Origin of the sequence: Rugamonas aquatica, assembly GCF_009380215.1 — a bacterium.
Lineage (GTDB): Bacteria > Pseudomonadota > Gammaproteobacteria > Burkholderiales > Burkholderiaceae_D > Rugamonas > Rugamonas aquatica_B.
In genome coordinates, this window is the sequence record NZ_WHUG01000013.1 from 110,737 (window position 1) to 124,818 (window position 14,082).

Sequence of the window (14,082 nt, forward strand, 5' to 3'; positions counted from 1 at the left end):
AGAATACGCAATTTTTCCCGCGATGAGTAAACCTGATCGACAAATGCTAGACTGCTGGGCGCAAATCATCTCAACTTCGAGGACACCCATGCCAACTGCCCGCCCGCTCGCCGCGCTGACCACTTCCGCCCTGATTGCCGCTTTGCTGATCGGAGCACCACCGGCGCAGGCCGCCGCAAAACCGGCCCACACGCAGCAGGCCGGACAGGCACAGAAGCAGCTGGCGAAGCTGGCCGCCGCCTTCCACACGGCGCGCTGCAAGTTCGACCCGTTGCTGTTCGCCACCGCCAACGGCGACGGCCGCTACGATGACCAGCTCGGCCTGAGCATTTCGCCCAAGGTGCGCGCGCAGCAGTTCACGCTGTACCGCCAGATGCAGAAGCAGCTGATGACGGTGCACCGCGACCAGCTCGGCCAGCAGGACCAGCTGACCTACGATCTGCTGTCCTACGAACTGAACAACGCAATGCAGCTGGAGTCCTTCCCGGAACACCTGCTGCCGCTGAACCAGCTCGACAACGTGCCCAGCACGCTGGCCAACTACGCTGACGGCAACGGTTCGCAGCCGCTGGGCACGGTCAAGCAATACCAGGCTTACCTTAGCCGTCTGAACCAGCTGCCGGCATGGATAGACCAGGCCATCGCCAACATGAAGCTGGGCATGCGCAGCGGCATCGTGCAGCCGAAGGCGATCACGGTGGCGATGCTGCCGCAGTTCCAGAACCTGCGCAGCGCTACGCCGGAAGCGAGCATCTACTACTCGCCGGTGACGCGTTTCCCGGCCGGCTTCTCCGCCGCCGACAAGCAGAAGCTGACCGCCGCCTACCTGAAGACGGTCGATACGAAAATCGCGCCGGCGCTGAACCGTCTGGTGAGCTTCCTGGAAAATGAATACCTGCCGGCCAGCCGCGCCAGCACCGGCTGGAGCGCGCTGCCGAACGGCGCCGCCTGGTACGCCGCGCGCATCAAAGACAGCACCAACCTGCCGCTGACGCCGGACGCGGTGCACGCGCTGGGTTTGAAGGAAGTGGCGCGCATCCAGCAGCAGCTGGCCGCGCTCGGTCCCAAGCTGGGCTACGACGGTCCTGAGAAGCAATTGCCGCAGTGGGTGGCGGCGCAGGACAAGTTCAAAATCTTCAGCACCGACGAGCAGGTGCTGGACGCTTACCGCGACATCTACGCGACCGTGCAAACCAAGTTGCCGACCTACTTCAGCCTGGTCCCGAAAGCCAAGCTGGAGCTGCATCTGGAGCCGGAGCTGACGCGCGCCACCGCGTCCGACCACTACACGCCGTCGGCGGCCGATGGTTCGCATCCGGGCGTGTTCTGGCCGGTGGTCAACGATCCGAAGAAATACAGCCGGGTCGACATGGTCAGCCTGTTCCTGCACGAAGGCGTGCCGGGCCACCACCTGCACGCGGCGCTGTTGAAGGAACTGGACTTGCCGGACTTCCGCAAGTTCAGCACCGAGAATCCAAACAGCGCGGCCTACACCGAAGGCTGGGCGCTGTACTCGGAAACGCTGGGCCGCGAGATGGGCTTGTATGAAGATCCGGTGGCCTACTACGGCCACCTGAACGCGGAGATGCTGCGCGCGGCGCGGCTGGTAGTCGACACCGGCATGCACGCTAAAAACTGGAGCCGCGAGCAGGCCATCACCTATCTGGCGGACACGCTGGGCTGGAGCGAGGCGCGCGCCAAGAACCAGATCGAGCGCTACATGGTGTGGCCGGCGCAGGCGCTGAGCTACAAGATCGGCTCGCTGAAGATCCTGGAACTGCGGGCGCGCGCGCAGCAGGCGCTGGGCGACAAGTTCAGCTACCAGAAATTCCATGAGGTCGTGATCGGCGACGGCACGCTGCCGCTGCCTATCCTGGAAGCGCGCGTGGACCGCTGGATCGCCGCCAGCAAATAAACACTCTGGGGTCAAGTCTGACATTTGGACACGTGCTCTGCCGTAGTGATAGCTACGGCAGAGCACGTGTCCAAATGTCAGACTTGACCCCGGGTTTATTTAAGGATGTTGAGGACGGCCAGCGTCATCGCCTGGGCGGCGGTCTTGATCGACGGTTCCGGCACCGGCGCGTAGTACGGCGAGTGGTTGAAGGCGATCGGCTTGCCGCCCGGCCTGGCCGCCTCGGCCACCGCTTTCGGATCGTAGACGCCGGTGAAGAAGAACATGCCCGGCACGCCTTCGTTGACGTAGGCCGAGAAATCTTCGCTGGCCGTCATCGCCGGCATGCGCGCGACGTTGGCGTCGCCGAAGGCTTTTTTCAGCACGCCCTCGGTGCGCTTCACCAGCGCGTCGCTGTTGTCGATCGCGGCGCCGCCGGTAATCAGCTCCACATCTGGCGCCGGCGCATCCGCCATCGCGGCCGAGGCGTTGGCGACGCGGCGCACGCCGGCCAGCAGTTTCGCCCGTACTTCCGGGCTGTATGAGCGTATCGTGCCGCGCACGCGCACCGTGTCCGGGATGATGTTGCCGACCGAGCCGCCGTTGATCGCGCCGATGGTGACGACGCCGAATTCCTTGGGATCTTTTTCGCGGCTGACCACGGTCTGCACGTCCACCACGAAACGGGCGGCGATGGTGATCGGGTCGAGCGCCTTGTCCGGCGCCGAGCCATGGCCGCCGCGGCCTTTAAAAGTGATTTCAATCGCGTCCGAGTTGGACGACACCGGCCCGCTGTTGTAGCCGATGGTGCCATAGGCCAGCGGCCAGGTATGCAGCGCGAAGGCGTAGTCCGGCTTCGGGAAGCGCTTGAACAGGCCGTCGTCCAGCATGGCCTTGGCGCCGCTGACGGTTTCCTCGGCCGGCTGGCCGATGAACATCAGCGTGCCCTTCCACTGCGACTTCAGCGCCACCAGCGCGCGCGCCGCGCCCAGCCAGGCGGTCATGTGGACGTCGTGGCCGCAGCTGTGGGCCACCATCGTATCCTTGCCGTCCAACAGCGCGTGCGCCTTGCTGGAATAGGCGTAGCCGGATTTCTCCTCCATCGGCAGGCCGTCAAGCTCGGTACGCACCAGCACGGTCGGACCGGCGCCGTTCTTGTAGATCGCCACCACCCCGGTCTTGCCGACTTTTTCCGTCACCTCGAAGCCGATCGCGCGCATCTCGGCGGCCAGCTTGGCGGCCGTGCGTTCTTCCTGGAAGGCGATCTCGGGATGCGCGTGCAGATCCTTGTAGATCGCATCGAGCTTGGGATACATGCCATTGATCTGGCTGGCGACGGCGGACGCATCCTGCGCCTGGGCGGCGTGGATGCACAATAATGCGGCAACTGGAAGCAGCTTCATCGATGGTTTCCTGGTCTGGGGATAATCAAACCAGCATACCACCCATTGGGGTCAAGTCTGACATTTGGACACGGTCTCTGCCGTAGCAGCCGCTACGGCAGAGACCGTGTCCAAATGTCAGACTTGACCCCAACGATTAAGCTGTATGCAACTTCATCGTGGCGGCGTCGAACTTGCCTTCGACGATCAGCGGCATCACCAGCAGCGACTTGTCGATGGACTGCTCGATCAGTTCCTGGTCTTCGCGGCGCGGGCGGTGCAGCACGAAGTCGGCCACCTGCTGCGCCAGGCTCAGCGTGCGCGGATGGCCGATGCCCAGGCGCAGGCGCCAGTAATCCTGCGTGCCCAATGCGGCGGTGATGTCCTTCAGGCCGTTGTGGCCGCCCGAGGAGCCGCCCTTTTTCAGGCGCGCGGTGCCGGGCATCAGGTCCAGCTCGTCGTGCACGACCAGCACTTCGTCCGGCAGGATCTTGAAGAAGCGGCACAGGCCGCCCACCGACTGGCCGGAGCGGTTCATATACGTCTGCGGTTCCAGCAGATAGACTTCCTGGCCGGCCACCGAGCCCTTGGCCATCAGCGCGTTGTACTTGGTCTCGCGCTGCAGGCGCGCGCCGATGTCGTTGGCGAGGTTGTCCACCAGCCAGAAGCCGGCGTTGTGACGGGTTTGTTCGTATTCGGGGCCGGGATTGCCGAGGCCGACGATGAGACGTATAGGCATGACGTGTGGTCGAAAAAAGAGAAACGTGATTATCGCTTAAAAAACAAAAACCCCCGCCGGCATGTAGCACTGGCGGGGGCTTTTTCCTGCAACCGCCCGAAGGCGGCGTCAGTGATTACTTCTTGGCCTTGGCGGCTGGCTTGGCGTCAGCAGCTGGAGCTTCAGCAGCAGCGGCTTCAGCAGCAACGTGACCAGCTGGTACCGAAGCGGTAGCGATGGTCAGGTTCGAGCCGTGGGTGACAGCGGTCACGCCAGCTGGCAGAACCAGGTCAGCGATGTGCAGCGAGTGACCAACGTCGATGGTCGACAGGTCAACGGTCACGAACTCTGGCAGGTCTTTAGGCAGGCACGAAACTTCGATTTCGTTGGCTACGTGGCTGATGGTGGCGCCGTGCAGTTTGACTGCTGGGGACACGTCGGCGTTAGCGAAGTGCAGAGCAACTTTCATGTGCACTTTTTTCGAAGCATCAACGCGCTGGAAGTCAGCGTGCAGAACCAGTTGTTTGTATGCGTGGACTTGGAAGTCGCGCAGCAGAACTTGCTGGGTCACGCCGTCGATTTCCAGATCCAGGATCGACGAGTGGAATACTTCTTTTTTCAGCGCGTGGTACAGCGCGTTGTGGTCCAGCGAGATGGTCACTGGCGCTTCGGTACCGCCGTAGATGATGCCTGGGGTTTGGCCCGAATTGCGCAGGCGGCGGCTCGCTCCGGAACCTTGCAATTCGCGTTTGAATGCAACAACTTTCATGTGTAACTCCAAAAATAACAGGGCTCGCGCCCCGTGTTATGAAGCCCCCGCGACCAGGGTGCTTCGAAAATGAGCTGACTGCGCTCATGAAACCGGGAAAAGCAAAGGCGCGACAAGCAATTTTTGCTTGTCGCGCCGCTAAAACTAGCTAAACAGTTTATCTCAGTCGATAAACAGGGAGATCACGGAATCGCCCTTGATGATGCGTTTGAACGTTTCTGCCAGCAGCGGTGCGCAGGTCAGTTGACGGATCTTGCCGCAAGCCTTGGCCGAATCGGACAGCGGGATCGTGTCGGTCACAACCAGTTCGTCCAGCGACGAATTGGTGATGCGCTCGATCGCCGGGCCGGACAGCACCGGGTGCGTGCAATACGCGATAACTTTCTTCGCGCCGCGCTCTTTCAGTACTTCGGCAGCCTTGACCAGCGTACCTGCGGTGTCGACCATGTCATCCATAATCACGCAGTTACGGCCTTCGACTTCACCGATGATGTTCATCACTTCGGAAACGTTGGCTTTCGGACGACGTTTGTCGATGATGGCCAGGTCGCAGCCCAGGCGTTTAGCCAGGGCGCGCGCACGTACCACACCGCCGACGTCCGGCGATACCACCAGCAAATCCTGGTAGTTCTTCTTCTGCAGGTCGCCCAGCAGAATTGGCGAAGCGTAAATATTGTCAACCGGGATGTCGAAGAAGCCCTGGATCTGGTCTGCGTGCAGATCCATGATCAGGACGCGCTCGACGCCCGCTTCTTCCAGCATGTTCGCGACCACTTTGGCCGAGATCGCAACGCGCGCCGAACGTGGGCGACGGTCTTGACGGGCATAGCCGAAGTAAGGAATAGCTGCGGTGATACGGCCAGCGGACGCGCGTTTCAGGGCGTCGACCATCAGGATCAATTCCATCAGGCTGTCGTTGGTTGGAGCACAAGTCGATTGCAGAACGAAGACGTCTTTACCGCGGACGTTTTCGTTAATCTCAACCATCACTTCGCCGTCCGAGAATTTCGAAACGTTTGCCTTGCCGAGAGGGATGCCGAGATTTTTAGCGACCCCTTCTGCCAATGCAGGATTAGCGTTGCCGGTAAAAACCATCAGGTTTTCGAAAGCCATTGGGAGTCCCAGAGATAGTCGATGAAAATTTTTGAAAAGTCGCCAGCGGAAGCCGCGCGGCGCTGTACTTAGATCTTAGTTGAATGGCTCGCTCTGGGCTGAGCCATCTTTGCTCTACCTGGCCGGAGACTTGCGCCTCGACGGGTCCAGATACAAACGAATGGCAGGGGAACAAGGATTCGAACCTTGGTATGCTGGAATCAAAATCCAGTGCCTTAACCAGCTTGGCGATTCCCCTACGCAACTGACTGCTTGTCGTTACATGGCCGGTATTTTACAGCCATTTTCACGCTAAGCCAAATTTTTTTACTGCATCACAACTTCGCGATGATCGGATGGCGATTCAGCGCTTTTGCTTTCCAGGCCTTCCACTTCGCCGGTACTTTTGCAAGCACCGCATCCGCTTCTGCCTCGGTTGCTACCGCACTGAACACGCAAGCACCGGAGCCAGTCATCCTGGCATCACCGTAAGCACTGAGCCATTCTATCGCCTCTGCTACCGGCGGGAATAACTTCGTTGCTACCTGCTGCAAGTCATTCTTTCCAAACCCTTTTAAACCGTTTCGATTTTCGAGGTGGCTGGAAAAGTCCGTTATTATGACGACCGGAGTATCCCTTGTCAAATGTTCTGAGCAAAAAATTGCAGCCGTGGGCACGGCCACGCCCGGTTCGATGACGACATACCAACAATCCGGCGCTTGCACCGGCCGCATCGCCTCCCCCACGCCCTCGGCAAAAGCGGTCTCGCCGAAGATGAAAAAGGGGATGTCCGCGCCCAGCGGCAGGCCCAGCGCCATCAACTCTTCCTTGCTTAGACCGGCCTGCCACAAAGAGTTCAACGCCATCAGCGTGGTGGCCGCATCGGACGAACCGCCGCCCAGGCCGCCGCCCATGGGTAGCACCTTGTCGATGGCGATATCGACGCCGCGCGGCAGCGCGCCCGTGCGGCGCAGCACCTCGGCCTGCAGCAGGCGGGCGGCTCGGATAATCAGGTCGCTCTCTTCCGGCACGCCGGGCAAGTCGGTCACACGGCGGATGGCATCATCGTCGCGCAGCTCGAAATGCAGGGTGTCGCCGTGGTCGATCAGCTGGAACACGGTTTGCAGCAGATGGTAGCCGTCGGCGCGGCGGCCGTTCACGTGCAGGAAAAGGTTGAGTTTGGCCGGAGCCGGGCAATTCTTCAGACTGGTCATGGTGCTGCTTATTCTGCGTTCGGACGGATGGCGATGCGTATCGTCAGGTCATCCACCTGCCCCGCGCCCAGGCGCGTGAGGTCGATGCGTTTGGGTTGCGGCACGGCGGCTGTATCGTCTTGCCACGTGACGTATTCGATTTTCCAGCCGTCGCGGGTGACGACCGTATTGTTGGCCGGCGAGGCGACGAAGCGCTTGCCGCTGGCGTCGGTGGCGTAGCCTTGCAGCCATTCGCGCAGGCCGGAGACCGGCAGCGTCCAGCCCAGCGTCTGCGCGGTCAGGCTGTCGAGGTCGGGCGCGGTGCGCGGCGGCTTGCCGCCCTGCTTGAGCGTGGCCGATTCCGGCGTGACGCTGATGACGGCAATGGTCTGGCCGAGCGGCGAGATCAGCGTGACCTGGGTGGCGGCCTTGCTTTGCTGCCAGGTGAAACTGCCGGTCATCGGTTCGGCCTTGCCGTCGCGGGTGTAATTGACGGCGATGCCGCCGCCCAGTTCGATGCTGTCGCGATATGGCGCCACGGCGGCGGTCGAACGCGGCGGAGAGGTGGCGCAGCCGGCCAGCACAGAGACGGCCAGCACGGAAGCGAGCAATGCGGCGGGCGCGCGGCGGCGCAGGGGGAATAAGGTCATCAAGTGATATCGTCGCTTACAGGCTTTGATTTAATCGGGCGAGCGTGCTTTTCAGCGCGTCGTTCTTCGGGTCTTTGGCCTGGGCTTCCTGCCACATCTGCTGGGCGCCCGCCTTGTCGCCCTTGGCGAACAGCACCTCGCCCAGATGCACGGCGATTTCCGGATCGCTGCGCAAGGCGTAGGCGCGGCGCAGCATCGCTTCCGCCTCACTCAGGTTGCCCATGCGGTACTGCACCCAGCCCATGCTGTCCATGATGAACGGATCGCCGGGCGCCATCTTCATCGCCTTGTCGATCAGCGAATAGGCTTCCGGCAGGCGCTCGTTGCGCTCGGCCAGCGAGTAGCCCAGCGCGTTGTAGGCATGCTGGTTGTCGGGCGCGGCGATCATCACCTGGCGCAGCGCCTTTTCCATCAGCTCCAGCTGGCCCAGCTTTTCGGCCACCAGCGCGAAGTCGTACAGCAGGTCGGGATTGTCCGGGTAGCGCTTGACCGCGTTTTCCAGCACCGTGTAGGCAGCGCGGTGGTCGCCGGCGTCGCGCAGGATCTGCGCATCGGCCTGGAAGATCTGCGCCTGGTCGACGGCTTCGGACGGCTTCAGCTCGGCCAGCTGCTTGCGGGCTTCGTCGACATTGCCTTTGCGGGCGGTCAGCTGCGCCATCTTCATGCGCGCGGCCAGGTAGATTTTCTCGTCGTTGCCTTCGACCTTGTCCAGCCAGTTGTAAGCCGTGTCGAGGTCGTTGCGCTGCTCGGCGATCTGCGACAGCATCATCAGCACCTTGGACGGATCGCGCTCGTCGCTGGGATGCTCGGCCAGCACGTTGACGAAGCTGGTGAAATACTTCTCCGCCGCCGGGATGTCGTTGGACTGCATGCCGATCACGCCCAGCGCGTACAGCGTGGCCAGGTTGTCCGGCTGGTCTTTCAACAGCACCAGGAATTCCTTGCGGGCCTGCTCGGTCTGTTTGGAATCGACCAGGATGCGGGCGTAGGCGGCGCGCACTTCGCGCGACTTCGGATATTTGTCCAGGAAGGTCGACAGCACTTTCAGCGCCGCGTCGATATCGCCCGACACCTGCGCCGTGGTCAGGATCGCCAGCTCGGAATCGGGCTTGATGCGCAGCGCCTGCTCGGCCTCGGTGCGGGCGCGCTCGTTGTCGCCCAGCGAGAACGCACCCTGCGCCAGGATCAGATGGCTTTCCAGCATGTCGCCGTAGGGCGCCAGCACGCGGTCTTCCAGCGCGAAAGCGGCGGCCTTGTCCTTGGCGCGCAGCAGGAATTGCTGCATCTGGAACATCGCCAGCGGACGCGCGCGCAAGGGTGCATTTTTCAGGCGCTCGGCGAAGATCTGCTCCGCTTCGCCGAGATCGTCGTTGACGACGGCAAAGCCGAGGAAGTACTGGGTGGCCTCGTCCGAATCCGGCGCCAGGCTGCGCCACAGGCGGATCGCCGACAACGCTTCCGATCCCTGCTTGGCGCCCAGCGCCATTTCGGCGGCGCGGCGCGCCAGGCGCGGATCGCGGGTCTGCTGGGCCAGCGCCATCATCGTGACGTAGGCGCCCTGCCAGCGGCCCTGCTTGAATTCCAGCTCGGCCTTGGTGATGCGGTACAACATGTCGCTGGTGAGGTCGACATTGGGCAAGGCTTCCTCCGCCGGCGCCACAGCAGGCGGCGCGGCGCTGTCCGCAACCGCCTCGGCGGGCGCGTCCGGCTCCGCAGCGGCGGTGGACTCCACCTGTTTTTGCGGCGCGATGGCGCACGCGGACAGCAAGGCGGAGAGAGTTACAATGGCGAAAGCGTTTTTCAAGGGAAGATCCTGGCAAGTCGGCAATAGGTACAGAGTCAGTGGATTTTACGCCCAACGCAACGATCGCGTCTTTTGACTAGTGTAACCAAATATTCCGCCACGGCCAGAGTGTCGCCGCTCATTATTTCGACTGTTTGCCATCCAGATGCCAGAATTACCAGAAGTTGAAGTGACCCGCCGCGGCGTTGCGCCGCATCTCGAAGGCCGCACCGTGCACCAGGTGGTGCTGCGGCGCGAGGGCTTGCGCTGGCCGTTTCCGGCGCAGCTGCCGCAGCTGCTGGCCGGCCACCAGGTGCTGCACATCGGCCGGCGCGGCAAGTACCTGCTGGTGCATTTCGACCATGGCACGCTCATCATCCACCTCGGCATGTCGGGCCATCTGCGCATCATGCCGGACGGCATAGAGCCGGAGAAACATGATCATTTTGATCTCGTTGTCGAGACGCCGGACGGCTTGCAGGTGCTGCGCATGAAGGATCCGCGCCGCTTCGGCGCCGTGCTGTGGCACGACCACGCCGACGGCATGCTGGAACACCACGTGCTGCTGCGCGAGCTGGGCGTGGAGCCGCTGGAAGCGGGTTTCAGCGGCAAATTGCTGTACGATCAAACCCGGCAGCGCAGCGCGCCCGTCAAGCAGGTGCTGCTGGCGGGCGACATCGTTGTCGGTGTCGGCAATATTTATGCTTCGGAAAGCTTGTTCCGGGCCGGCATCAATCCTAAGACGCCGGCCAAGCGCATCAGCCTGGCGCGCTACGAGAAGCTGGCCCAGGCCGTGCGCGAAATCCTGGCCGAGGCCATCGTCCAGGGCGGCAGCACGCTGCGCGATTTTATTAGCGTCAACGGGCAGTCCGGGTATTTTCAGCAGAGTTATTTCGTCTATGATCGTGCAGGCGTACCCTGCAAGGTGTGTGCGGCGCCGATACGCCAGATCAAGCAGGGGCAGCGCTCCACGTTCTACTGCGTGAATTGTCAAAAATAAGGGCAGAGATGATGGTCAGGGATTTCGAACAATACAGCGCGTGGCGGCAAGGCGTGGTCACAGCCTTGAAGAACTACCAGTCCTGGGTGGCCGGCGCGTCCCTGACCGATGCCGCCACCGACCAGCGCATCGTGCGCACCTTGGCGCGGCTGGCCGACGATAAATTGTCGGTGGCCTTCGTCGCCGAATTCTCGCGCGGCAAATCGGAGCTGATCAACGCCATCTTCTTTGCCGACTACGGCCAGCGCATCCTGCCGTCCGCCGCCGGCCGCACCACCATGTGTCCGACCGAGCTGATGTACGACGCCAGCTTCGCGCCATCGATCCGCCTGCTGCCTATCGAGACGCGGGCCGAGAACCTGTCCACCAGCGACTACCGCGACCAGCCCGCCGCCTGGACCGTGCTGCCGCTGAACCTGGACGCCGGCGCCGACATGCACGAGGTGTTCAAGCAAGTCAGCCTGACGCGCCACGTGCCGGTGGAGGAAGCCAAGCGCTACGGCCTGTACGACGAGGACGATCCCGACATGCCGGTCACGCTGAACGATGCCGGCCTGGTCGAAATCTCGCTGTGGCGCCACGCGATCATCAACTTCCCGCATCCGCTGTTGAAGCAGGGCCTGGTGATCCTCGACACGCCGGGCCTGAACGCCATCGGCACCGAGCCGGAACTGACGCTGAACCTGATCCCGAACGCGCACGCGGTGCTGTTCATCCTGGCCGCCGATACCGGCGTGACCAAGAGCGATATCGAAGTCTGGCGCAACCACATCGGCGCGGGCGCGGGCCGGCTGGTGGTGCTGAACAAGATCGACAGCATGTGGGACGAGCTGCGCAGCGAGGCCGAGGTCAACCTCGAAATCGAGCGCCAGCAGGCCAACGTGGCGCACGTGCTGGCGCTGGAGCCGCGCCAGGTGTTCCCGGTGTCGGCGCAGAAGGCGCTGGTGGGCAAGATCACGCAAGACCCTGCGCTGCTGGAGCGCAGCCGTCTGCAGTCGCTGGAGAGCGCGCTGTTCAACGAGCTGATCCCGGCCAAGAAGGAAATCGTGCGCAAGCAGCTGGGCGAGGAATTACAGGCGCTGAGCACGGCGCAGCTGGCGATGATTAACGCACGCAGCCGCGGCGTGGTCGAACAGCTGCACGAGCTGAAGAGCCTGCGCGGCAAGAACCAGAGCGTGATCGCGCACATGATGCGCCGCATCGATGTCGAGAAGAAGGAATTCGACGCCAGCCTGTTCAAGCTGCAGGCCACGCGCGCCGTGTTCACGCGGCTGTCGACCGAGCTGTACACCAGCATGGGCATGGACATCGTGCGCGACGATATCGAACTGGTGCGGCAGGAGATGCAGCGCAGCCGTTTCTTCACCGGCGTGCGCGAAGCGGTGCGCAATTACTTCGAACGCATCCGCGCCAACCTCGACGCGGCCGAGCGCAAGACGCTGGAGATCAGCGAGATGATGGGCGTGATGTACCGCCGCTTCTCCAACGAGCACGGCTTGACGCTGGCCTTGCCGATGCCGTTCTCGCTGGAGCATTACCGCGAGGAGATCGCCAGCATCGAGGCGATCTACTACAAGCAGTTCGGCACGGCGACCCTGCTGACCACCAGCCGCGTGGTGCTGATGGAGAAGTTCTTCGACACCATCGCCTCGCGCGTGCGCGGCTGCTTCCGCGCCGCCAACAACGATGCGGAGGCGTGGCTGAAGGTCATCATGGCGCCGCTGGAGGCGCAGATCCGCCAGCACAAGGACCAGTTGAAACACCGGCTGGCGTCGATCCAGCGCATCCACGATGCGACCGACAGCCTGGAACAGAAAATCGATGCGTTCGAGGGCAGCCAGCAAGAGCTGGAGGCGCAAAAGGCGCGGCTCAATGAATTGGCGGGGCAGATCAGCATCGCCATCAATGCGGAATTCGTGGCGCTGGACGCCGCCGCTTAAGACTTAGGAACAGAATGAAAGTTGTAGCAGTTGAGAATTTTGCAGATCCCAGTTTCTCGGCCGATCTGATCGGCTGGCAAAAAGTACATGGACGCCATGTGCTGCCGTGGCAAAACACGCGCGATGCGTATCTGATCTGGCTGTCGGAAATCATGTTGCAGCAGACGCAGGTGTCGGCTGTGCTGGGTTATTACGCGCGCTTCCTGGAGCGCTTCCCTACCCTGCGCGACCTGGCCTCGGCGCCGGTCGAGGATGTGATGGCACAGTGGAGCGGCCTGGGCTACTACACGCGGGCGCGCAATCTGCACAAGTGCGCGCAGCGCGTGGTGGCGGAGTATGACGGCGTATTCCCTTCCGATCCGTTGTTGCTGGCGGAGTTGCCGGGCATAGGCCGTTCGACGGCGGCGGCGATCTCGGCGTTTTCCAGCGGCACGCGGGCGGCCATCATGGACGGCAACGTCAAGCGCGTGTTCGCGCGTGTGTTCGGCATCGACACGTATCCGGGCGAGCGCAAGACCGAGGAAATGATGTGGCGCCGCGCCGAGGCTTTGCTGCCCGAGCAGGGCATTGAATCGTACACGCAGGGCTTGATGGACATGGGCGCGACGCTGTGCACGCGCAGCAGTCCATCGTGCGAGCGCTGTCCGATGCAGCCGCGCTGCGTGGCGTTTTCCACCAACCGCACCAAGGATCTTCCTGTGCGCAAACCGAAGAAGGCCAGTCCGGAAAAGCACGCGGTGATGCTGGCGATTATCGACGGCGGCCAGGTGCTGCTGGAGCAGCGTCCGCCAAGCGGCATCTGGGGCGGTTTGTTGTCGCTGCCAGAGCTGGACGGTCATCTGCTGGCCGAGGATGATGAGGTGGAAGCGGTCGATGACGATGCGCTGATGCTGGCGGTAGGCAAGTTCGGCGAGATGGAATCGCATGAGCGGTTGTCGACGGTGACACATGTGTTCACGCACTACAAGCTTCACATCGCGCCCTACCGCGTGACCCTGGCACGCCGGCAGGCGATGGCCGCCGAATCCGGCCACGTCTGGTATGACGCCGCCAAAATCCCCGACGCCCCGCTGCCGGCGCCGATCAAGAAGCTGCTGCTGGAATTGGTGGGCGACAGCAAGGCTGCGCAGCAAAGGATGTTTTAAGGCCAGAGCTTGATGGCGGAGATTACTACGGTACAAATCGACGCCGCGGAGCCAAGGCACCATTTGATCATGCGGGATTCCAACTTAGCCAAGTCTTTTTTGGTAACGTAGTTTTCCAGGATTGCGGCGACTCTGGCTTCAAGGCGAGCAAACTCTTCTTTGGTTACGTAATTTTCTTGAATTGCGACGACTCTGGCTTCAAGGCGAGCAAACTCCTCTTTGGTTACGTAATTTTCTTGAATTGCGGCGACTCTGGCTTCAAGGCGAGCAAACTCTTCTTTGGTTACGTAATTTTCTTGAATTGCGACGACTCTGGCGTCAAGGCGAGCAAACTCTTCTTTGGTGACGTAGTTTGACTGGATAACCATCACCCGGCCCTCTACCCGGAGGAAGTCTTCCTTCGTGACATAGGGCTGGGCTGCCAAAGTCGCGTTGATGACAGCCGTGTCTTTTTCGACGGCTGCCACACGCTGCCCCAGTTGTGCGATTTGATCGTCCATCCCCCATCATTGTTCA

The 14,082-nt window shown here is 62.1% G+C and carries 12 protein-coding genes and 1 tRNA gene; 4 read left to right on the forward strand and 9 right to left on the reverse strand.

Annotated elements, in window-relative coordinates; translation table 11 throughout:
* Positions 1-88 precede the first annotated feature (88 nt).
* Positions 89-1,915, forward strand: coding sequence for a DUF885 domain-containing protein (locus tag GEV02_RS25345; protein ID WP_152840707.1), 1,827 nt, complete (start codon positions 89-91; stop codon positions 1,913-1,915).
* Positions 1,916-2,010: 95 nt separating this feature from the next.
* On the opposite strand, the gene GEV02_RS25350 is transcribed toward GEV02_RS25345, so the two are convergent.
* From GEV02_RS25350 to GEV02_RS25385, 8 genes are all read right to left on the reverse strand, one after another.
* Positions 2,011-3,297, reverse strand: coding sequence for an amidohydrolase (locus GEV02_RS25350; RefSeq protein ID WP_152840708.1), 1,287 nt, complete (start codon positions 3,295-3,297; stop codon positions 2,011-2,013).
* A gap of 136 nt (positions 3,298-3,433) precedes the next feature.
* Entirely contained in the window at positions 3,434-4,015 is a 582-nt protein-coding gene (gene pth, locus GEV02_RS25355; RefSeq protein ID WP_152840709.1) for an aminoacyl-tRNA hydrolase, read from the reverse strand.
* A 115-nt stretch (positions 4,016-4,130) separates the two neighbouring features.
* Positions 4,131-4,763, reverse strand: a complete 633-nt coding sequence (locus GEV02_RS25360; protein ID WP_008444421.1) for a 50S ribosomal protein L25/general stress protein Ctc — start codon at positions 4,761-4,763, stop codon at positions 4,131-4,133.
* A gap of 162 nt (positions 4,764-4,925) precedes the next feature.
* Entirely contained in the window at positions 4,926-5,876 is a 951-nt protein-coding gene (locus GEV02_RS25365; RefSeq protein WP_008444419.1) for a ribose-phosphate pyrophosphokinase, read from the reverse strand.
* A gap of 161 nt (positions 5,877-6,037) precedes the next feature.
* Positions 6,038-6,114: transfer RNA gene (locus GEV02_RS25370), tRNA-Gln, on the reverse strand.
* A 76-nt stretch (positions 6,115-6,190) separates the two neighbouring features.
* Positions 6,191-7,069: a 4-(cytidine 5'-diphospho)-2-C-methyl-D-erythritol kinase gene (gene ispE, locus GEV02_RS25375; RefSeq protein WP_152840710.1), complete on the reverse strand. Its 879-nt coding sequence runs from the start codon at positions 7,067-7,069 to the stop codon at positions 6,191-6,193.
* Between the two features lie 8 nt (positions 7,070-7,077).
* Positions 7,078-7,698 carry a lipoprotein insertase outer membrane protein LolB gene (lolB, locus tag GEV02_RS25380; RefSeq protein WP_152840711.1) on the reverse strand — a complete coding sequence of 207 codons (621 nt, stop codon included), beginning with the start codon at positions 7,696-7,698 and terminating at the stop codon, positions 7,078-7,080.
* A gap of 16 nt (positions 7,699-7,714) precedes the next feature.
* A complete protein-coding gene (locus GEV02_RS25385; RefSeq protein ID WP_152840712.1) occupies positions 7,715-9,502 on the reverse strand; it encodes a tetratricopeptide repeat protein in 1,788 nt (595 codons plus the stop codon).
* Positions 9,503-9,647: 145 nt separating this feature from the next.
* Between GEV02_RS25385 and mutM the strand changes: the two genes are divergently transcribed.
* Genes mutM through mutY form a run of 3 tightly spaced genes read left to right on the forward strand, consistent with a single transcriptional unit; the run spans position 9,648 to position 13,566 of the window.
* Positions 9,648-10,481: a bifunctional DNA-formamidopyrimidine glycosylase/DNA-(apurinic or apyrimidinic site) lyase gene (gene mutM / locus GEV02_RS25390; RefSeq protein WP_152840713.1), complete on the forward strand. Its 834-nt coding sequence runs from the start codon at positions 9,648-9,650 to the stop codon at positions 10,479-10,481.
* Positions 10,482-10,492: 11 nt separating this feature from the next.
* A complete protein-coding gene (locus GEV02_RS25395; RefSeq protein WP_152840745.1) occupies positions 10,493-12,421 on the forward strand; it encodes a dynamin family protein in 1,929 nt (642 codons plus the stop codon).
* 14 nt (positions 12,422-12,435) lie between these two features.
* On the forward strand, positions 12,436-13,566 hold the full coding sequence (mutY, locus tag GEV02_RS25400; protein ID WP_152840714.1) for an A/G-specific adenine glycosylase: 1,131 nt from the start codon (positions 12,436-12,438) through the stop codon (positions 13,564-13,566).
* Here mutY and GEV02_RS25405 read toward each other — a convergent pair.
* A complete protein-coding gene (locus GEV02_RS25405; RefSeq protein ID WP_152840715.1) occupies positions 13,563-14,066 on the reverse strand; it encodes a hypothetical protein in 504 nt (167 codons plus the stop codon). The two genes, mutY and GEV02_RS25405, sit on opposite strands and share 4 nt — an antisense overlap.
* Positions 14,067-14,082 lie beyond the last annotated feature (16 nt).